We start from the raw sequence: 20,845 nt of genomic DNA, 5'->3' as shown, positions 1-20,845 counted from the left end.
CTACTTAAATTGGCATATATACTAAATATCAACAACAGTCGTACTTTTTACTTCACTAATCATAAATGTACTGTGCGTACTTCCTATATGTTGCAATGTGGTGAGTTTTGTAACTAAAAATTCCCGATACGCTTCCATATTTTTTACCACTATTTTCAGGATATAATCGTAATCACCGCTCACATGATGGCATTCCATCACTTCTTTTAGCTTTACCACTTCACTTTCAAATTTAGCAATAAACTCTTTGGTGTGTTGAATCAATTTGAGGTGACAGAAGACAACAAATCCTTTTTCGACTTTCGAACGATTGACGAGCACAACGTATTTATCGATAATTCCTTCTCTTTCCAATTTTTTAATACGCTCGTAAACCGCAGTAACAGAAAGATTTAGTTTTAAAGAAAGTTCTTTGGTTGTTTTCTTACTATCGGATTGTAATAAAAAAAGCAGCTTTTTATCTATTGAATCTAATGTCATGGTATTGAAAAATTGGAATGGATAAATAATCTATAAAATTCTTATTTGAGAAGCTAATTTAGAAAATTAAATTGCATTATTTATAGTTTATAGTTTTAAAATCTAATATTCAATAAGATGATTGATTATTAATCTAGAACACTGTTATTTTGAATAGATTTCATACAGAACGAAATCCCATAGCCCTGATAGCAGCGGCATCCTTTCCAGTCCTGAACTTGTTTCAGGATCCTGAAACAAGTTCAGGACTGGAAAGATATAGCGAATAGCAGGAATCGCTTCAAATACTGAAACAAATTCAGCATAAATAACAATAAAAATAATTATGAAAAATTTCAGTCCAGCAGATAACATTCAAGATTTGCAATACTTTGGTGAATTTGGCGGTGTGAATCCATCGATTTCTGATTCCTCGACCTATACTTTTTTATCGGCAAAAACCATGTTCGATACTTTTGAAGGCAATATAGAAGGTTGTTATTTGTATTCGCGTCATTCCTCACCGAGTAATTTATATTTAGACAAAGCCTTGGCAGCGATGGAAGGAACGGAAACAGCCAATGTTTCAGCGTCAGGAATGGGAGCGATTACGCCTACGCTATTGCAATTGTGTAAATCTGGCGATCATATCGTTTCGAGCAGAACTATTTATGGTGGAACGTACGCTTTCTTGAAGAATTTCACGCCGAGATTAGGCATCAAAACCACTTTTGTTGACATCACGAAACTAGATGTTGTAGAAGCTGCAATTACTCCCGAAACCAAAGTTTTGTACTGCGAGACGGTGAGTAATCCTTTACTGGAAGTGGCTGATATTGCTGGTTTAGCAAAAATCGCAAAAAAACACAATTTGAAATTAGTGGTCGATAATACTTTTTCGCCATTATCTGTCTCTCCTGCAAAATTAGGGGCTGATATTGTGATTCATAGTTTAACGAAATACATCAACGGAAGCAGTGATACTGTGGGCGGTGTCACCTGTGCTTCTCAGGAATTTATTGATAGTTTAAAAAATGTGAATAGTGGTGCCAGCATGCTACTTGGTCCAACAATGGATAGTTTGCGTTCGGCGAGTGTAATGAAAAACCTACGCACACTACATATTCGAATGAAACAACACAGTTACAATGCGATGTATCTGGCGGAACGTTTTGAAAAAGACGGACTAAAAACGGTTTATCCAGGATTGAAAAGTCATTCCAGTCATGAATTGTACGCCACGATGATTAATCCGGAATATGGTTTTGGCGGAATGATGACTTTAGATGTGGGAACTTTGGCGAAAGCCAATGAATTAATGGAATTGATGCAGACAAAAAATCTGGGATATCTTGCAGTGAGTTTAGGATTTTACAAAACCTTATTTAGCGCACCGGGAACATCTACTTCCAGCGAAATCCCTATGGAAGAACAAATAGAAATGGGATTGACTGATGGTTTAATTCGGTTTTCTATAGGGCTGGACAATGATATTGAAAGAACGTATCAGATGATGAAAAAATGTATGATGGAATTGAATGTACTAACATCAGAATCCGTTTTGATGGAATAGTTTTTTTTTAGTTTTTGTAGTTTGTTGAATCCGTTTGAAAGTAAATTTCGAACGGATTTTTTTGGTTTAAACCAAAAAAAACGCCTTGATTAAAAGACGTTTTGGTATATAGATTTTTAAAAACTAAGCTTCTATGCTATTCAACTTACTGTTGTTACGGCTGAAGCTAAAATAAATCGTCAAACCAATAAGCAGCCAAATCGTGAAATAAATCCAGTTCCAAACACTTAGCTCCGCCATCATATACAAGCAACAAATTAAGCCTAATAAAGGAATTAATGATAAGTTTTCCTTGAATGACCAAACCGATAATCCAGCCAAAACAATCAGAAAAATCCACATTGGAATTTTGTGTTTGAATAAACTAAAACCACTTTCATATTTAATAGATTCCGATACGGGTAAATTCGCAATGACACTAGTGTATTTAGCATCGTCCTGTTGGTACTGACTTAGTAAAAATTCTAAATCCGGAGTACCTGTTGTAGCATTTTTAGCATCAACACGCACTAAATAATCATATACTTTTTGAGTTTCCTTTTTATCCAATGAAGTAACAATAGCTGCCGAACTATTGATTTGAGTTTCATTACTAATGAAATCCATTGTGTTTTTTTTATTATAACCAAAAGCAAAAATCAGTCCTATACTAATCAGAACAGGCATGATGAATTTTGAATTCATATAAGGTGTTTTGAATTTTCCTCGAGGAATATCCGTTCTGTTTTGCAGCGCCAAAACTCCGGCACATACCAATACAAAAGCAAATAAAGTTCCAATACTACACAAATCCGTAACCATAGTTAAATTCAAAAATAAAGCAGGAACGGCTACCACAAATCCGGTAACAATCGTAGCATAAGAAGGGGTTTTATATTTAGGATGTACCGTAGAGAAACGTTTTGGCAGAAGCCCATCACGACTCATACTCATCCAGATACGAGGTTGTCCCATTTGGAATACCAATAAAACACTCGCCATGGCAATTACGGCACTTACTGCGATAATTCCTGACATCCATTTCAAATGTAATTTATCAAATACAAACGCCAATGGATCTCCTACATTCAATTCGTTGTAACTCACCATTCCGGTCAGTACTAACGCGATTGCAATGTATAAAAGAGTACAAATAATTATGGCCCACATCATTCCTTTTGGTAAATCACGTTGTGGATCTTTACATTCTTCGGCAGTTGTAGAAATAGCATCAAACCCGATGTATGCAAAGAATACAGCTGAAACTCCTTTTAATACTCCAGTAGCTCCATTAGGCGCAAATGGGTGCCAATTATCGACATCTACATAAAAAATTCCTACAGCAATTACTAAAAGTACGATACATAATTTGACAACAACCATGATATTACTGGCATTACGAGATTCTTTCATACCGCGATAAACCAAAGCTGTTATTAAAACAATAATTAATAAAGCCGGTAAATCCGCCACAAGATGTAAAGATCCTATAACAGGCGAAGTTGTCCACGCTGTGTATGCTGCTTGTGTGGCTAGACTTAAATTTTCAAATGTTTTTCCACCTTGCATCAAAGCTGTTGCATCATTAAATCCATTGGAAGCGGATAAATAATCCATTTGGGCATATTGCGGAAGATGAATCCCCATACTATCGAGCAATCCGGTAAAATAATCACTCCACGATATGGCTACCGTTATATTACCTACTGCATATTCCATTATTAATGCCCAACCGATAATCCAAGCGATTATTTCTCCAAAAGCTACATAAGAATACGTATAAGCACTTCCCGAAACAGGAACGATCGAAGCAAATTCAGCATAAGCAAAAGCAGCAAAACTACAGGCTATGGCAGTAAACAAGAAAAGAAAGATAACTGCAGGACCTCCATCAGCACTTGCTTTTCCTATGGTACTAAAAATACCGGCTCCAACAATTGCTGCAATTCCAAAAGCAGTTAAATCACGAGCCGTTAAATGCTTTCCAAGTGCATTATGGCCATCGGCATTATTTTTTTCGACCTGTTTTAAAATGTCTTGTACTGTTTTCTTTCTGAATAACCCCTTTAATGCCATGTTGTAAATTTTATCATTAAAAATTAATCTGTCGTAAATTTTACGATTTAATTCGAAAATAACGTAAATTTTATAAAAAATCAAATATATAAAACAATTTCAATATTAGAAATTTTAAGGAAACTATTTTGTTTTAATTTCACATCCCATTCCATATTTCATTTTTTTAACTATCTAAAAATATCAAATCGATATTTAATAGCTGTATTTTTTACGAAATATCAAAAGTAAGAAGTAATATTTAACCAAAATTCATTTTTTACAAATATTAGACAATTAATGTTTTAAAACAAGTACTAATCTATTTTAAATATGACTTTAAAACGGATACCGGATGCAGTGCTTTTCTGTTTGTTCCATCAAAAATTTGATGGCGACAGCTTGTTCCGGCGGCGGCAATAGTTATAGTGGCATCAGTCGCTCTAATTTTTGGAAATAAAGTATCTTCTCCCATTTGCATACTGATGTCGTAATGCTCTTTTTCGTATCCAAAAGAACCAGCCATACCGCAACATCCCGAATTGTAAATCGTAACCGAACTGTTTTTTGGTAAATTCAGCATCGCAAATGTCGCTTCAATAGAACTTAATGACTTTTGATGGCAGTGTCCGTGAATTTTTATCGTTTTCTCCAAATCAGAAAATTGGCCGGAATGAATTTTTCCTTTTGTAATTTCATTTTTAAAAAACTCTTCAATGGTGAATACATGTCGCGATAATTTTTCGGCATTTACTTTATCATCTGCCAATCGGATGTATTCATCCCTAAAAGTCAATATCGCAGATGGTTCAATTCCTATTAAAGGACAATCAGCAGTAATAATATTCGAAAAAACAGCTACGTTTTTATTGGCGATTACTTTTGCTTCTTCCAGAAAACCTTTAGAAATGAAGGCTCTTCCACTTTCCTCATGATCCACTATAATGACTTCATATCCTATTTTTGTCAATAATTCATACGCATCTATTCCAACCGAAACATCGTAAAAACCAGTAAACTCATCACAAAACAAATATACTTTTCCGTTTGCAAAAGAATCGCTTGGTGCTTTTGATTTATTTTTTTTGTACCATTTTCTAAAAGAAGTTGGAGCCAATAAAGGAACTTCCCTTTTTGGAGCAATTCCCATGCTCTTTTTGACCAAAGGTAGATTAACTATGAAATTGGTAATAGAAGGGGTAATACTTCCTAAGTTATTTAGTTTAGCGTTGAACGCAAATATTTTATTTCGCAAAGAAAATCCGTTTGCTTTTTGGTATTGGTACAAAAACTCTGATTTTAAAGCGGCTACATCTACATTACTGGGGCACTCGCTCGCACAAGCCTTGCAACTTACACACAATTCGAAGACCTTATATAATTCTTCATGATTGAATTTATTGTCTTTTTCTGAATGCGTTAAATATTCTCTAAGCGCATTGGCTCGGGCACGAGTCGTGTCTTTTTCGTTTCGTGTGGCGCGATAACTTGGACATAAAGTTCCGCCTGCTGAGGGTAATTTTCTGCAATCTCCGGAACCATTGCATTTCTCTGCAGCCCGCAAAATCCCCATACTGTCTGAAAAATCCTGAATCGTTTTGATGTCCGGTTCTACCCTGCCCGCTTCCACCCGCAGGTTTTCGTCCATTTTGGAGGCATTTACAATTTTCCCAACATTTAAAATGGTATCTGGGTCAAACGCTTTTTTTACTCGTTTTAATAATTCATAATTTTTCTCTCCAATCATAAAAGGTAAAAACTCTCCACGCACTATTCCGTCACCATGTTCCCCGCTCAATGAGCCTCTGTATTTTTTTACCAGAATAGCCACTTCGGTAGCGATGTTTCTAAATTGGTGTAATCCTTCTTTTGTTTTTAAATTTAAAACAGGTCGCAAGTGAATTTCTCCGGCTCCGGCATGTGCATAATAAATGGCACTTTGCCCATGACGCTGCATCATAGCGGAGAACTCGGCAATATAATTAGGCAAATCACTCAACTCAACAGCGGTATCTTCAATGGAATCTGCGGCTTTATTATCTCCTACAATACTTCCTAAAAGTCCAAGACCCGCTTTTCGCAACTCGTTTATTTTATCAATGTCTGAGCCGTAAATTTTAGGTAATGCATACCCAAAATTATGCAACTCAAGATCTGCAATCAAAGCATTGGCTTGTGATTCCGCATCTTCCATACTATGATGAGAGGCCACTTCAAGCATGATAACCGCCTTTGGATCCCCTTGAATGAAAAATCTGTTTTTGGCTTGTTCCCTGTTCGTTTTTGTACAATCCAGAATGGTATCATCCATCATTTCACACGTGTACAAATGATGTTTCATAGCTGTAACTACGGCTTCTAAACTTTCTTGAATGGTATGAAAATGCGCTACCACCATGACATTATTCGTTGGTGGTAAATCATCTACTTTCAACGTAATTTCTGTGGTAAATGCTAAAGTTCCTTCGCTTCCGCAAAGTAGTTTCCCTAAGTTTATCGTTTTTTCTGTTCCTGAAAACAGTTCCGATTTTAATAATAAATCAATCGCATAACCCGTATTTCGTCTGTGAATTTCTGGTTTTGGAAACTCCTTTACAATTTCTTTTTGGTTTTCTGTATTCGAAAGTTCCTCGTAAATAGTTTTGTAAATCGCATTCTCAAGGGAATCTCCTTTTGTCTTTTCTATGAATTCTTCCGAAGTCAAATCCTTGAATACAGTGAAACTTCCATCACTCAAAACAGCTTTCAATTCCACTATTTTGTCTCGGGTTACGCCATAACGTATCGAGGTGGTTCCTGACGAATTATTCCCCACCATTCCTCCTATCATGCATCGACTTGAAGTGGAAGTATTGGGTCCAAAAAATAATCCGTGCGGTTTTAAGAATAAATTCAGTTCATCCCGAATCACTCCTGGCTGTACCGTAACCGTTTTTTTTATGGGATCAAAAGCAACAATCTTGGTGAAATGTTTCGAAACATCAACAATAATTCCGTTACCTACCGTTTGCCCTGCCAATGAAGTTCCTGCAGTTCTTGGTGTGATTGAAATCTTATTTTTTGCTGCAAAGCGAATAATTTTGACAATATCTTCTTCTGATTGCGGAATCGCCACAGCAAGCGGCATAATTCTATAAGCGGAAGCGTCAGTAGCGTAAATCGTTTTATGAAGTTCATCAAATAAAAGTGTTCCTTCTAATGATTGGGATAATTGTTCTAATTCAAGTGGGGTCAACATGGCGTATACATTATTTTATAAAAAACTGACAATACAGCATTATTTGACAAATATAAATATATAGCCGATTATAAATTAAAAAAACAAAGAAGAAAAAGGCGAAAAGTTTTATTCTTTGTTAGAAAATTCAATTTAAAAACAGTTTGGCAAAGAAATTGCGCTACTAAAATAAGTCAAATTTTATATCCTTTTATCAGGTAAATTTCACTAAAAAAACTATTTTTGAATACTTTATAAATAAGACCTAATGAAAAAATGCAAGCTTGTCCTAGTACTTATTTCGTGCTTTTTACTTTCTTATTGGAATGGGAACGCACAAATGATGGCTACAAATCCTAAAAATGAATTTAGAGCGGTTTGGATAGCCACGGTTGTTAATATTGACTGGCCAAAAAGTAGTACGGATAATGTTAACAAACAAAAAGCCGATTTTATTGAAATTTTAGATGCTTATAAAAAATTAAATTACAACGCCGTAATTGTACAAATTCGAAGCGTTGGTGATGCCTTTTACCCAACAGAATTGGCACCATGGTCTCGCTTTTTGACTGGAAAAGAAGGACAAGCGCCAAAACCTTATTTTGACACATTGGCATGGATGATAAAAGAAACGCATGCCAGAGGGTTTGAATTTCATGCCTGGTTAAATCCATATCGTGCCACAATGGACTTGAACACGGCAATTTTAAGTCCGCAACACGATTTTTACAAACATCCGGATTGGATGATTAAATATGGTGGAAAATATTATTACAATCCAGCACTGCCAGAAGTTCAAAACCATTTATTGTCCATAGTTGAAGAAGTTGTTGAAAAATACGACATCGATGCCATTCATTTTGATGATTATTTCTATCCTTACAAAATAAAAGGAGAACAGTTTAACGATACTGATTCTTTCAAAAAATATGGAAATGGTTTAAGTATAGAAGATTGGAGACGTTCAAATGTAAATAATTTTGTAAAATGTGTTTCCCTTTCAATAAAAAACCTAAAACCTTGGGTGCAATTTGGCATCAGCCCGTTTGGAGTTTGGAGAAACAAATCTGTGGATCCTAAAGGTTCTGAAACGGAGTCTGGCCAAACTAATTACGATGATTTATTCGCAGATCCAATCGCATGGATGCAAAACAAATGGATTGATTATCTCGTTCCACAATTGTATTGGAGCATGGATCATCCTAAAGCTTCCTATTCAAAACTATTACGCTGGTGGTCTGAAAACTCAACTAATACGGCTATTTACATTGGAAACGGAACCTATAAAATTAATGCGGATTCCGATAAAAAATGGAGTAATCCTAATGAAATTCCGAATCAAATAGATATTACCAGAACCTACAAAAACATTCAGGGAAATGCTTTTTTTAGTGCCAAATCTTTTTTAAACAGAAATCAAAACGTTGCGCAATTATTGATAGAAAACCAATACAAATACCCCGCACTTCCTAATGTGGTTCCAAATTCTATCAAAAAAATGGCAATTGTACCTACAGCGAATAATATTTTGGTAAATCCTATTTCTTCGAGCTTTAATGTCAAATATCCATTGTACAGCAAAGTACGTTATGTTATGGTTTATGGCGCTAAATTTAATTCGAAAATTGACATCAACGATCCAAGTCAAATTATTGATAAAATAGCATTTAAAGAAAATAACGATACTGTTGAAATTGTGATTCCAACCTATAAATTAGACAAAAATACAACCTGCGCCATTACATTCATCGATTTTTATGGTAATGAAAGCCAACCCACTTTAGTTAATTTCACACTATAAAGTTTGAATTGAATATAATCCGCTATACATGAGAAAAGACAACAGCCCTTGGTTTTGGATTCCATTATTAAATTTCGCATCTGGTTTTCCGTATGCCATCATAATTTCTGTATCGGTGATTATGTACAAAAGTTTAGGCATCAACAATGAAGACATTGGAGTTTACACTAGTTTGTTGTACTTACCTTGGGTTATCAAGCCATTATGGAGCCCTTTTATCGATTTATATGCAACCAAAAGAAAGTGGTTTCTGGCGATGCAATTGGTTATTGCAATAGCTTTTTTGATTGTGGGATTAACCATCCCCATGAGTAATTTTTTCGTACTGAGTCTGGCCATTTTTTGGGTTGCGGCATTTGCATCAGCTTCAAATGATGTGGCGAGTGATGGCTTTTATATGTTGGCTTTAGCCAAAGAACAACAATCTTTTTTCTTAGGAATTCGAAGCACATTTTACAGACTTTCTATGCTTACCGCCAATGGATTAATCGTAATTCTAGGTGGTTTTCTGGAGCAAAAATACGGAGACAAAAGCAAAGCTTGGTCCTACACCATGATAATTGTGGCCTTGGTTATGGCTTTTCTAACCATCTATAACTTTTTTACCACTCCAAAAGTAGAAGAAACTAAAGTTACCGCTGAAACTGAAAACAAGCAGAGTTTCGGAGTTGTTTTTAAAACCTTTTTTCAAAAGAAACAAATTGGAATTGTATTAACTTTTATATTGCTTTTCAGATTAGGAGAATCCCAATTATTAAAAATGTTAACCCCATTTTTAATAGATGAAAAAAGCAAAGGCGGCATGGGGCTAACCACTGAAGATGTTGGTATTATTTATGGTACCTTTGGAGTTACGGCACTAGTAATAGGTGGGATTCTTGGCGGAATCGCCATTTCAAAAGGAGGTCTTGGCAAGTGGATGTTACCTATGTTTTTAGCTATGCACTTGCCTATAATAGGATTCATTTTACTTTCCCACTTTCATCCTCAATCTATTTATTATGTATATGCGACTGTAATTGCAGAACAATTTGGATATGGCTTTGGTTTCGCTGCTTTTATGATGTATTTAATTTATGTTGCCGATGGCGAATCTAAAACATCCCATTATTCTATCGCAACAGGATTTATGGCTTTAGGAATGATGCTTCCAGGAATGTTGAGTGGATTTATTCAGGAATATTTGGGTTATGGCAATTTCTTTATTTGGGTATTTTTAGCAACCATACCAGGATTAATCCTTTCCAGATTTTTAATTTTCCCTTCCGATTTTGGAAAGAAATCAGAGCAAGTATAGAAGTATACAAACTTTAACTATAAAAGAAATGTAAGTTCATTTAAGTAAGCTTTTTTAGGTTTTTATATGAACTTACATTTCTTATAGGATTAAAAATTATTTTTAAAACTATTTCAGAATGACATTAGAACAAAAAATAGGACAATTTTTCTTTCCAGCCGTTTTCATAAATGATACAGAAGAAAACATTCAGGCAACGGAACGATTAATCCGGGAACACAATATTGGTGGATTGACTTTTTTTCATAGCAGAGCCAGTGCCGCAACCAATTATGAAACTAAGAAAAAAGTAGTATTAAATGACGCTAGTTTTCAGCGTTTGAAGGACCTAATCGTCAGGTATCAAAATTGCGCTACGATTCCTTTATTAATGAGTATTGATGCCGAATGGGGATTGGCGATGCGCGTCGAAAAAACGCCTCAATATCCTTATGCCATTACGCTTGGCGCATTACCGAATAGTGAAAAACATTTGGTTTATGAAGTGGGGAAACTAATAGGTTTGGACTTAAAATCAGTTGGAATCCATTATAATTTAGCGCCCTTGGCGGATATCAACAACAACCCGAATAATCCTGTAATTGGGTATCGTTCCTTTGGTGAGAATAAAGAAAAAGTAGCTGATTTTGCCCTCGAATATTTAAAAGGAATGAATGAGGTTGGCATTTTAGGCTGTCTCAAACATTTCCCTGGACATGGAAATACGAATGTCGATTCGCATTTAGGATTACCAGTTTTAGGAGAAACATTGAAAGAATTATTAGCCAATGAATTAGTTCCTTTTATAAAAGGTATCGAAAACAATGTCGATTCTATTATGATAGGTCATCTGGCAGTTCCTGCTTTGAATGACGGAAAAGATACATCAGCAACGTTATCAAAATCAGTAATTGAAACGCTTTTGCGAAAGCAATTGGGCTATGATGGTCTGGTGATTTCGGATGCGTTGAATATGCATAGTGTCTCCAAATTATATGAGAAAAAAGGACAACTGGAATGGGAAGCTTTCAATGCCGGAAATGATGTTTTGTGTTTTGCCGAAAACGTACCCGAAGGAATTCAGGAAATACTAAAAAATGCGACTCCGGAGCGAATTGAAGGCAGTTTTAACCGATTGTGGAAATGCAAACAAAAAGCAGGAATTGTAGACGGGAAACTTAATTTACCAAAACTATCTAAAAGTGATTTTGATTTTGAAACTACCTCCGTTTTAAATCGAAAAATTGCTCAAAACTGCATTACAAAAATAAAAGACAATCACAATACCGTGACCGTTTTTGACGCTAAAAACAGAGAAGATCTTGCCAAAATTAGTTTTTATAAAAACACCGATAATTCATTTTTCAAGAACTTATCTGCCGCTTTACCTTCACCCGAATTTAGTTATGAAACTGGCGGGGATGCTGTTATAAATGAATTAGAAAAAAAATTAAATAAATTTGATACACTAGTCATTTCTTTATTTGTACCAAAGGCAAAACCTTTAAATGGTTTTGACATAGAAGATTCGGTACTTCAGTTTTTGGGTACTTTATTCCAAACCAAAAAATGTGTTTTGTATGTTTTTGGGAACCCTTATGCACTTCAAGTTATCCCAAATTTAAAACACGCTTTAGGAATCATTCAAATATATCAGGATTTTACAGAATTTCAAGAAACCGCAGCGGAACAACTTTTAGAAAATACCCATTGCAAAGGAACTCTACCTGTGGCGGTTACTGGTCTGTAATTAACCGCTTTAATTTTATAAAAACCTATATAAGAAATAACTATTTATAAATAACTTTTTATAATCAACTGGTATTGCATTCAACGGTCACTATAGACTACTTTTGCACCGTCAAAAAAAATTAATTAAAAAGTAAATAAAATGTCATTAGTAGGTAAAAAATTCCCAAACATTGCAGTAGACGCTATTTCAGAAATGGGCGATAATTTAAAAATCAACATTTTCGAAGAAGCTACAAAAAACAACAAAAAAGTACTTTTATTTTGGTACCCAAAAGATTTCACATTCGTTTGTCCAACTGAATTGCACGCTTTTCAAGCCGCTTTACCAGAATTCGAAAAAAGAAACACGATTGTTATAGGAGCTTCTTGCGATACCAATGAAGTGCATTTTGCGTGGTTAAACACGCCAAAAAATAATGGTGGAATTGAAGGCGTTACTTACCCAATTCTTGCTGACACGAACAGAAACTTATCTAATATTTTAGGAATTCTTGATATTGAAGAAACAGGTTACAGTGAAGAAACTGATTCAATTATCATCGAAGGATCAAATGTAACGTACAGAGCTACTTACCTTATTGACGAAACTGGAAAAATTTTCCACGAAAGTGTAAATGACATGCCATTAGGTCGTAACGTAAATGAATATTTGCGTATGGTTGATGCTTACACCCACATTCAAGAAAAAGGGGAAGTTTGTCCTGCAAACTGGGAAGCTGGAAAAGAAGCCATGAGCGCAGACAGAAAAAGTACTGCAGAATATTTGTCTCTAAACTAATAAAACAATTTCAATAGCAATGGCAATTTCAGTACTATAATTGCCATCGCTATTGTTATTAAATTTTAAAAATAAAACTATGTTAATCGAATTAAACGAAGATACATTAGCGGATTTAATTGCAAAAGACGAAAAAGTTGTAGTTCAATTTTCGGCTTCCTGGTGTGGAAATTGCCGTATCATGAAACCTAAATTCAAAAAATTGGCTTCAGAAAACGAAACAATCACTTTTGCTCTTGTTGATGCTGAAAATTTTCCTGAATCAAGAAAATTAGCTAATGTCAGTAATTTACCCACTTTTGCCACTTTTGTAAATGGGAAATTAGTAAACGAAACACAAACTAATAAACAAGAAGTATTAATTGAATTGGTGAACGAAATAGTTTAAAGTTGAATTGGTGAATCGTTAAAAAGCGTTTTGACCTGACTAATAAACAAATCAACGTATAACCGAATAAACAACTAAAAATGAAATTACCGGTAATCAAGCATTTAACGCAGTTTATAGAAGAAAATGATGAAGATTATATCATAGAAACAATTGAAGTTCTAGAAGCAATGACAGAAATTACTTCATTGAAAGATGAAGAATTGGATGTAATTGGGGAATTAATTTCAAATATGTATGGCGCTTTAGAAGTTAACAAACTGGTAAAAACCGGAACTGATAAAAAAGAAGCTTTAAACAGTTTTATGAAGCGTGTTCTGGGTTCTATCGATAAATAAAAAGAATTTTTAATTCATTTTTTTAAAAACGCACTCCGAAACGAGTGCGTTTTTTTATGCATTTTAGAAAAAAGACATTAGGTTGTACGGGTTTACTTCATGCTCCAAAATCTTGAACTTTATCCCGAAGTTTCATCCTTAAATCTTAAATAATTTTCATACTTTTGAACCTCATTAAAAAACAAAAATTATGGCTTCAATAACATTAAAAGGAAATCCAATAAATACCTCAGGAGAATTACCAACAGTAGGCACAAAATTGAGTGATTTTAAATTAATTAAAAACGATCTTTCTGTTGCTACATTAGCTGACTTTGCTGGAAAAAAATTAGTTTTAAATATTTTTCCAAGTATTGATACTGGAACCTGTGCCGCATCGGTTAGGAAATTCAACGAAAGTGCAAGTAAATTGGAAAACACCAATGTATTATGTATCTCAAGAGATTTACCTTTCGCCCAAAACCGTTTTTGTGGTGCTGAAGGACTTGAAAATGTTGTTAATTTATCTGATTTCCAAGCTGGAGATTTTGGTAAAACCAATGGTTTGGAAATTGTAAACGGTCCTTTAGCGGGATTGCATTCCAGAGCTATCATTGTAGTGGATGAAAACGGTACAATTACGCATACGGAGCAAGTTGGTGAAATTGTAGATGAGCCAAATTACGAAGCGGCATTAGCTGCACTTTAATAGTATCTGAATGGAATTTGAAAAAGACAATACTTTTTTTACCGGAAGATTAAAAAGTGTCACGTACGCTTTTAAAGGTGCCATAAAATTAATTACTACAGAACACAGCATAATGGTACAATTTTCATTAGGTATACTAATGACTATTGCTGGATTCTATTTTGAAATAACTTCCACTCAATGGCTTTTTCAAACGATGGCCATTGGTCTGGTGATGAGTATTGAAGGTTTAAATACGGCTGTTGAAAAAATAGCCGATTTTATTCATCCAAATTATCATGAAAGAATTGGGTTTATTAAAGATATTGCTGCAGGAGCTGTCTTTTTTGCTGCTTTAACGGCAATAGCAATCGGTTTAATCATATATATACCTATATTATTCTAAGGTAGAATTACAATCAAGAATGGCAAAAACAACAAAAACAGCACCTTTAGATAAAAAAAAGGATTCTAAAACGGAGGGAAATAATCCATTACAACTGACGAAACAACACAAAATTGTTTTTGGTTCGCTTTTGGTGTTATTTTCAATTGCTTTATTATTTACATTTATTTCCTTTTATATTTATGGACAACAAGATCAAAGTGCAGTTGGTGAATTGACTGACAGAACCGAAACGGTTCACAATTGGTTAGGAAAATTTGGTGCGTTTTTAGCAGATTTGCTTGTTTACAAAGGTTTTGGACTTGCCGCATTTATATTTGTACGCTTGTTTTTCCTCACGGGAATGTATATGGTTTTGGGTATTTCCTTAAAAAAACTGAAAAGTATTTGGTTTTGGGATTTATTCGTAATAATAATTGTATCGATTTTATTTGGTTTTTTTGCTACTTCAGTACCCGAATTAGGTGGAACCATTGGATATGAATTAAATTTATTTTTGCAAGATTATATTGGAAAAACAGGAACTTTACTACTATTGTTGTTTGGATTAATCCTTTATGTAATTTTTAAAATCAAAATCTCACCTGAAAACATTCAGTCGTTTTTTGATAATACAAAAAAAGAAATCAAAGTAGATTTAGCCACGATTCCACTAAATGGTGCAAAAAGTAGCGCTTATAATTTAGAAGAATTTGCTGTAGTAGAAGAGGAAATTGATGAAATTCATTTAAAAACAAATGGTTCTCAATTCGAAATTAACAAAGAGGCGTTGAAACCAACCATAAGCAACTCATCGGATATTAACAGAGATCCCATTGTAAAACCACTTGCTATGCAAGTTACACCAATAGTATCTCCAGAAATTATTTCGAATCCTATTGATACTTTTGTAATAGAAACAGCTCCGGAAGAAGATATTATTGAAGAAAATTTGGCATCTCGATTAGTGGCTGATTTTGGATTATTCGATCCAACTTTAGATTTATCCAATTATAAATTTCCTACGATAGACTTATTAAAAGAATATTCAACTGGTGGAATTACTATCAACCAGGAAGAATTAGAAGAGAATAAAAACAGGATTGTAGATACGCTACGCAATTACAAAATTGAAATTGCTCAGATAAAAGCGACTGTTGGACCCTCAGTTACTTTATATGAAATTGTACCGGAAGCGGGTATTCGAATTTCAAAAATTAAAAGCTTAGAAGATGATATCGCTTTGTCCCTCTCGGCATTAGGAATTCGTATCATTGCCCCTATTCCTGGAAAAGGAACTATAGGAATTGAAGTTCCTAATAAGAATCCTACGATGGTTTCGATGAAAAGTGTTATTGGCTCAGCCAAATTTCAGGAAGCGGAAATGGAATTGCCTATCGCTCTTGGAAAAACAATTTCGAATGAAACTTTTGTGGTAGATTTAGCCAAAATGCCTCACTTATTGATGGCAGGAGCTACCGGACAAGGAAAGTCTGTAGGATTAAATGCTGTTTTGACTTCGCTTTTGTACAAAAAACATCCAGCCGAAGTTAAATTTGTTTTGGTGGATCCAAAAAAAGTAGAGCTAACCCTGTTTAATAAAATTGAAAGACATTATTTAGCGAAACTTCCAGACATGGACGACGCTATTATTACTGATAACGCAAAAGTGGTCAATACCCTGAATTCCCTTTGTGTAGAAATGGACAACCGTTATTCTTTATTGAAAGATGCGATGGTGCGTAACATCAAAGAATACAATGATAAATTTAAAGCTCGAAAACTGAATCCAGAAAATGGACACCGATTTTTACCTTATATCGTTCTTGTTGTTGATGAGTTTGCCGATTTAATCATGACTGCAGGTAAAGAAGTTGAAGTTCCTATAGCCCGTTTAGCACAATTAGCGCGAGCCATTGGAATTCACTTAATTATAGCGACACAAAGACCTTCTGTTAACGTAATTACAGGTTTGATAAAAGCCAATTTCCCTGCTAGAATTGCTTTTAGAGTTACCTCCAAAATTGATTCCCGAACCATTCTTGATACGCAGGGTGCCGATCAATTGATAGGACGAGGTGATATGCTTTACACTAACGGAAATGACGTTGTTCGAGTACAATGTGCCTTTATAGACACCCCAGAAGTAGAAAAAATAACTGAATTTATTGGATCTCAAAAAGCATATGCAACAGCTTATTTACTCCCAGAATTTGTTGGAGAGGAAAGTGGCATTAATCTTGATATGGATATTTCCGACAGAGATACTTTGTTTAGAGAAGCCGCAGAAATAATAGTAAACGCACAACAAGGTTCGGCTTCATTGTTACAAAGAAAACTAAAATTAGGCTACAACAGAGCAGGTCGATTAATTGATCAATTAGAAGCTGCTGGAATTGTGGGCCCATTTGAAGGAAGCAAAGCACGTAGTGTTAACATCTTGGACATGAGTTCTCTTGATCAATTTTTCAACAATGAACAAAACAATTAACACCATGGAATCAAAGATTCAAGAATTCAAAAAAAATAAGATAAAAGGGATGGGTAAAAAAATTTTTCAAATTGCAGTTTTACTATTTTTTAGTTTTTCAATACAAGCTCAAGATAAAAAAGCGAAAGATCTTTTAGATCAAGTTACAGCAAAAGTTAGAAGTTATAATAATATCGTTATTGATTTCAAGTATTCTTTGAATAATGTCAAAGAAAACATCAATCAGGACAGCAAAGGAAATGTAATCATGAAAGGCAATCAATTTGTATTGAATTTTATGGGGGTCACTAAAATTTTTGACGGAAAAAAAAGCTACACCATTGTTCCTGAAGATGAAGAAATCACTATTTCTAAAGTAACTGACAAAGACGATAATGCCATTACTCCTTCAAAATTATTGACTTTTTTCAACTCAGGCTATAAATACAATATGGATATTTTACAAGATGTAAAAGGACGAAAAATTCAGTATATTAAATTGGTTCCTACCAATGTAAAAGATCAAAGAAAAGAAATATTATTAGGTATTGATGTGCAGACCAAACACATCTACAACTTAATCGAAATGGGTAAAAAAGGCACAAAAACTACTTTAACCGTTAATTCTTTTAAAACCAACCAGCCTTTGTCAAAAAATCAATTTACCTTTACCGAAAGTAAATATCCAAATTACTACATCAATAAATTAGATTAATTCTTAGGTGAAAATTCTTGACAAATACTTATTAAAAACATTCCTGACTACATTTACGACTGTATTTGTAATACTCTTTTTCATTTTTATACTTCAAACTGTTTGGTTATTTATATCCGAATTAGCGGGTAAAGATTTGGATTTACTAATGATTATTAAGTTTTTAGGATTTTCAATGCCTCGAATAATTCCTTTGGTTTTACCGTTGTCTGTACTATTGGCATCGATAATGACTTTTGGTGATTTATCCGAAAATTATGAATTAGCCGCTATGAAATCCGCAGGTGTTTCTCTAAAAAGAGCCCTGAAAAGCTTAACTGTTTTTATTGTAATATTAGGATTCGTCGCCTTTCTTTTTGCCAATAATGTAATTCCTTTTGCGGAATATAAGTTTATCAATTTCAGAAAAAACATAGCACAAGCTAAACCTGCCTTGGCAATCGCCGAAGGCCAGTTTAGCGATGTTGGCTTTTATAATATCAAAGTGAATAAAAAATCTGGTGAGAATGGAAATTTCCTTACCGGTATCACAATCCATAAAAAATCAAACCTTGGTGATGGCAGCAAAACAGTCATCAAAGCCAAAAATGGAGAATTGATAAGCAGCGAGAAATCCAGCATTCTGCAATTAGTACTGAATAATGGCTACTATTACGAAGATATCGTTCCCAAAAAATATGAAGACCGAAACAAAATGCCATTTGCAAAAAGTTCATTTAAAAAATACATTATCAATATCGATTTATCAAAATTGAACAAAGTTGATGTGAATGATCAAAGCATTGCTAATACCAACACGATGCTTACTGTGAGTGAATTAAATTATACGCTGGATTCTTTACATAAGAATTTAAAAACAGATATCATTTCGTTTTCAGAAAACATGAATCAGCGAATTGTAATTCCAAGGGATAATAAAATAAAACCACTTAAAAAAAGTAAAACACTTCCAAATAATATATTGTCATTATTTAACAATAATGACAAATCTAAGATTTTAGATCTTGCTACAAGTAATCTGGCAAGTTTAAAATATTCTATTGATGCCAGTCAAACAGAATTTAAAGCGAAACGGAAAAATATAAACAATCATTTATTGGCCTTTTACGATAAATTTGTAATTGCATATGCTTGTTTTTTGATGTTTTTTATAGGAGCACCTTTGGGAGCTATTATTAGAAAAGGCGGACTTGGGCTTCCAATTATTTTTGCAGTTTTAATTTTCATAACATTCCATTTTATAAATACTTTTGGTAAAAGAATTTCACAAGAAAATGGGCTTACTCCATTTATGGGAGCTTGGTTATCTTCAATAATTCTATCACCATTGGCTATTTTACTGACTTACAGAGCCACAAACGATATCGGATTAATAAATATGGATGTTATTTTAGCCCCATTCCAAAAAATATACAAAAAAATATTTCCAACACCAAATTAAACACCAATCATGGTTACAAATAAAATACATCTCAATACAATAGAAGAAGCGATTGAAGATATTCGACAAGGAAAAATCATTATTGTTGTTGATGATGAGGATAGAGAAAATGAAGGTGATTTCTTGGCTGCAGCCGAAAAGGTAACACCAGAAATGATTAACTTCATGGCTACACACGGCCGCGGATTAATATGTGCTCCATTAACAGAAAGCCGTTGCAAAGAATTAGGACTCCATGTAATGGTTAGTAACAATACAGATCCAATGGAAACTGCTTTTACTGTCTCAGTAGATTTAAGAGGAAATGGAGTAACTACAGGAATATCCGCTGGAGATAGAGCAAAAACTATTTTATCTTTAGTTGATTCCAAAACTAAACCTCATGATTTAGCACGACCAGGGCACATATTTCCTCTTATTGCTAAACAAGGAGGCGTTTTAAGAAGAACTGGACATACTGAAGCTGCAATTGATTTTGCACGACTCGCAGGCTTTAAATCAGCGGGAGTGATTGTTGAAATCATGAATGAAGATGGTTCGATGGCGCGTTTGCCACAATTAGTAAAAGTGGCTAAAAAATTCGATTTAAAATTAGTTTCTATTGAAGATTTAGTGGCTTACAGAATGCAACATGACAGTCTGATTGTAAAAAAAGAAGATTTTGATTTAGAAACCCGTTTTGGTACTTTCAGATTACGTGCGTATCAGCAAACAACCAACAAACAAATACACATTGCCTTGACAAAAGGGACTTGGAATTTGGGCGAATCCATTTTAACCAGAATCAATTCCTCACAGGTGAATAATGATTTATTAGGCACATTGACTAATAATGCAGACCAACAGCTTGATGATATGTTTAAAGTGATTAATGAGCAAGGAAAAGGTGCCGTTATTTTCATCAATCAGGATATGCAATCGGTTAATTTACTAAGTCGTATCACAGAACTTAAATTATTACAAAGTGAAGGGGTGATGAAAGCACCTAAAATTGTTATCGACAGTAAAGATTTTGGTATTGGTGCTCAAATATTACATGATATTGATATCTCTAAAATAAGATTGGTATCAAATACCGAGGGGACTAAACGTGTTGGAATGATTGGTTATGGACTGGAAATAACTGAATATGTAAAGTATTAAACCAATATTTTAATTTTTTGCAAAAATAAGTTTCGTCTAAAGTATAGAAAATGAAACATTTAAAAATTAGTACTAAAAATAGATGCTTTTTTTATAAAAATAGATTTGCATAACCAAAAAAGGTTCTTATATTTGCACTCGCAATCAGGTAATGAAAGCAACATACTGGAGAAATGGCAGAGCGGTCGAATGCGGCAGTCTTGAAAACTGTTGACTGTTACAGGTCCGGGGGTTCGAATCCCTCTTTCTCCGCCAGTAGAAAAACAAATGGTATCAAAACCCCGTAAATCATAAGATTTACGGGGTTTTTGCTTTTACGTATTATTCAAATTATTCATCTAATCTCATTCTTAACGAGATAAAATCGAGACCCTACTATAATTCTAAAATCAGGGTCTCGCTAAATCG

16 protein-coding genes and 1 tRNA gene are annotated in these 20,845 nt (G+C 34.2%); 14 read left to right on the top strand and 3 right to left on the bottom strand.

Annotation, left to right across the window (positions count from 1 at the left end):
* Positions 1–21: 21 nt before the first annotated feature.
* Positions 22–480, bottom strand: coding sequence for an Lrp/AsnC family transcriptional regulator (locus ACM55M_RS13150; RefSeq protein WP_416858122.1), 459 nt, complete (start codon positions 478–480; stop codon positions 22–24).
* Positions 481–805: 325 nt separating this feature from the next.
* On the opposite strand from ACM55M_RS13150, the gene ACM55M_RS13145 reads away from it, so the two are divergent.
* A complete protein-coding gene (locus ACM55M_RS13145; protein ID WP_416858121.1) occupies positions 806–2,032 on the top strand; it encodes an aminotransferase class I/II-fold pyridoxal phosphate-dependent enzyme in 1,227 nt (408 codons plus the stop codon).
* A gap of 123 nt (positions 2,033–2,155) precedes the next feature.
* Here ACM55M_RS13145 and ACM55M_RS13140 read toward each other — a convergent pair whose 3' ends face one another.
* Complete coding sequence (locus ACM55M_RS13140; RefSeq protein ID WP_416858120.1) at positions 2,156–4,087, bottom strand: amino acid permease; 1,932 nt, start codon at positions 4,085–4,087, stop codon at positions 2,156–2,158.
* Between the two features lie 301 nt (positions 4,088–4,388).
* Positions 4,389–7,304 carry an FAD-binding and (Fe-S)-binding domain-containing protein gene (locus ACM55M_RS13135; RefSeq protein WP_416858119.1) on the bottom strand — a complete coding sequence of 972 codons (2,916 nt, stop codon included), beginning with the start codon at positions 7,302–7,304 and terminating at the stop codon, positions 4,389–4,391.
* 247 nt (positions 7,305–7,551) lie between these two features.
* On the opposite strand from ACM55M_RS13135, the gene ACM55M_RS13130 reads away from it, so the two are divergent.
* The 13 genes from ACM55M_RS13130 to ACM55M_RS13070 all read left to right on the top strand — a co-directional run bounded on the left by ACM55M_RS13130 (position 7,552) and on the right by ACM55M_RS13070 (position 20,692).
* Positions 7,552–9,084, top strand: a complete 1,533-nt coding sequence (locus tag ACM55M_RS13130; RefSeq protein WP_416858118.1) for a glycoside hydrolase family 10-like protein — start codon at positions 7,552–7,554, stop codon at positions 9,082–9,084.
* A gap of 28 nt (positions 9,085–9,112) precedes the next feature.
* A complete protein-coding gene (locus tag ACM55M_RS13125; protein ID WP_416858117.1) occupies positions 9,113–10,381 on the top strand; it encodes an MFS transporter in 1,269 nt (422 codons plus the stop codon).
* 118 nt (positions 10,382–10,499) lie between these two features.
* Complete coding sequence (locus tag ACM55M_RS13120) at positions 10,500–12,110, top strand: glycoside hydrolase family 3 protein (protein WP_416858116.1); 1,611 nt, start codon at positions 10,500–10,502, stop codon at positions 12,108–12,110.
* A 141-nt stretch (positions 12,111–12,251) separates the two neighbouring features.
* A complete protein-coding gene (locus tag ACM55M_RS13115) occupies positions 12,252–12,890 on the top strand; it encodes a peroxiredoxin (RefSeq protein ID WP_416858115.1) in 639 nt (212 codons plus the stop codon).
* A gap of 79 nt (positions 12,891–12,969) precedes the next feature.
* On the top strand, positions 12,970–13,278 hold the full coding sequence (locus ACM55M_RS13110) for a thioredoxin family protein (RefSeq protein WP_416835483.1): 309 nt from the start codon (positions 12,970–12,972) through the stop codon (positions 13,276–13,278).
* An 80-nt stretch (positions 13,279–13,358) separates the two neighbouring features.
* The gene (locus ACM55M_RS13105) at positions 13,359–13,616 is read left to right on the top strand and encodes a DUF6952 family protein (RefSeq protein ID WP_039107819.1); all 258 of its coding nucleotides are present in this window, start codon (positions 13,359–13,361) and stop codon (positions 13,614–13,616) included.
* A 190-nt stretch (positions 13,617–13,806) separates the two neighbouring features.
* Positions 13,807–14,304 (top strand): thiol peroxidase, encoded by a 498-nt coding sequence (tpx, locus tag ACM55M_RS13100; RefSeq protein WP_416858114.1) that lies wholly within the window; start codon positions 13,807–13,809, stop codon positions 14,302–14,304.
* 10 nt (positions 14,305–14,314) lie between these two features.
* A complete protein-coding gene (locus ACM55M_RS13095; protein ID WP_416858113.1) occupies positions 14,315–14,689 on the top strand; it encodes a diacylglycerol kinase family protein in 375 nt (124 codons plus the stop codon).
* A 19-nt stretch (positions 14,690–14,708) separates the two neighbouring features.
* A complete protein-coding gene (locus ACM55M_RS13090) occupies positions 14,709–17,159 on the top strand; it encodes a DNA translocase FtsK (protein ID WP_416858112.1) in 2,451 nt (816 codons plus the stop codon).
* A gap of 49 nt (positions 17,160–17,208) precedes the next feature.
* Positions 17,209–17,853 carry an outer membrane lipoprotein periplasmic chaperone LolA1 gene (gene lolA1, locus ACM55M_RS13085; RefSeq protein WP_465245432.1) on the top strand — a complete coding sequence of 215 codons (645 nt, stop codon included), beginning with the start codon at positions 17,209–17,211 and terminating at the stop codon, positions 17,851–17,853.
* 7 nt (positions 17,854–17,860) lie between these two features.
* Positions 17,861–19,294, top strand: coding sequence for an LptF/LptG family permease (locus ACM55M_RS13080; protein WP_416858110.1), 1,434 nt, complete (start codon positions 17,861–17,863; stop codon positions 19,292–19,294).
* Positions 19,295–19,303: 9 nt separating this feature from the next.
* The gene (gene ribB, locus ACM55M_RS13075) at positions 19,304–20,437 is read left to right on the top strand and encodes a 3,4-dihydroxy-2-butanone-4-phosphate synthase (RefSeq protein WP_416850590.1); all 1,134 of its coding nucleotides are present in this window, start codon (positions 19,304–19,306) and stop codon (positions 20,435–20,437) included.
* A 167-nt stretch (positions 20,438–20,604) separates the two neighbouring features.
* Positions 20,605–20,692, top strand: a tRNA-Ser gene (locus tag ACM55M_RS13070).
* Positions 20,693–20,845 lie beyond the last annotated feature (153 nt).

This window comes from Flavobacterium galactosi (genome assembly GCF_048158585.1).
Lineage (GTDB): Bacteria > Bacteroidota > Bacteroidia > Flavobacteriales > Flavobacteriaceae > Flavobacterium > Flavobacterium galactosi.
The sequence above is the reverse complement of the archived record's forward strand: the minus strand, read 5'-3'. Positions and strand labels throughout refer to the sequence as shown.

What these genes read in the sequence shown, in the direction of transcription:
- ACM55M_RS13150 (WP_416858122.1), bottom strand. Translation starts at nt 480, where the DNA reads ATGACATTAGATTCAATAGATAAAAAGCTGCTTTTTTTATTACAATCC.
- ACM55M_RS13145 (WP_416858121.1), top strand. Translation starts at nt 806, where the DNA reads ATGAAAAATTTCAGTCCAGCAGATAACATTCAAGATTTGCAATACTTT.
- ACM55M_RS13140 (WP_416858120.1), bottom strand. Translation starts at nt 4,087, where the DNA reads ATGGCATTAAAGGGGTTATTCAGAAAGAAAACAGTACAAGACATTTTA.
- ACM55M_RS13135 (WP_416858119.1), bottom strand. Translation starts at nt 7,304, where the DNA reads ATGTTGACCCCACTTGAATTAGAACAATTATCCCAATCATTAGAAGGA.
- ACM55M_RS13130 (WP_416858118.1), top strand. Translation starts at nt 7,552, where the DNA reads ATGAAAAAATGCAAGCTTGTCCTAGTACTTATTTCGTGCTTTTTACTT.
- ACM55M_RS13125 (WP_416858117.1), top strand. Translation starts at nt 9,113, where the DNA reads ATGAGAAAAGACAACAGCCCTTGGTTTTGGATTCCATTATTAAATTTC.
- ACM55M_RS13120 (WP_416858116.1), top strand. Translation starts at nt 10,500, where the DNA reads ATGACATTAGAACAAAAAATAGGACAATTTTTCTTTCCAGCCGTTTTC.
- ACM55M_RS13115 (WP_416858115.1), top strand. Translation starts at nt 12,252, where the DNA reads ATGTCATTAGTAGGTAAAAAATTCCCAAACATTGCAGTAGACGCTATT.
- ACM55M_RS13110 (WP_416835483.1), top strand. Translation starts at nt 12,970, where the DNA reads ATGTTAATCGAATTAAACGAAGATACATTAGCGGATTTAATTGCAAAA.
- ACM55M_RS13105 (WP_039107819.1), top strand. Translation starts at nt 13,359, where the DNA reads ATGAAATTACCGGTAATCAAGCATTTAACGCAGTTTATAGAAGAAAAT.
- tpx (WP_416858114.1), top strand. Translation starts at nt 13,807, where the DNA reads ATGGCTTCAATAACATTAAAAGGAAATCCAATAAATACCTCAGGAGAA.
- ACM55M_RS13095 (WP_416858113.1), top strand. Translation starts at nt 14,315, where the DNA reads ATGGAATTTGAAAAAGACAATACTTTTTTTACCGGAAGATTAAAAAGT.
- ACM55M_RS13090 (WP_416858112.1), top strand. Translation starts at nt 14,709, where the DNA reads ATGGCAAAAACAACAAAAACAGCACCTTTAGATAAAAAAAAGGATTCT.
- lolA1 (WP_465245432.1), top strand. Translation starts at nt 17,209, where the DNA reads ATGGGTAAAAAAATTTTTCAAATTGCAGTTTTACTATTTTTTAGTTTT.
- ribB (WP_416850590.1), top strand. Translation starts at nt 19,304, where the DNA reads ATGGTTACAAATAAAATACATCTCAATACAATAGAAGAAGCGATTGAA.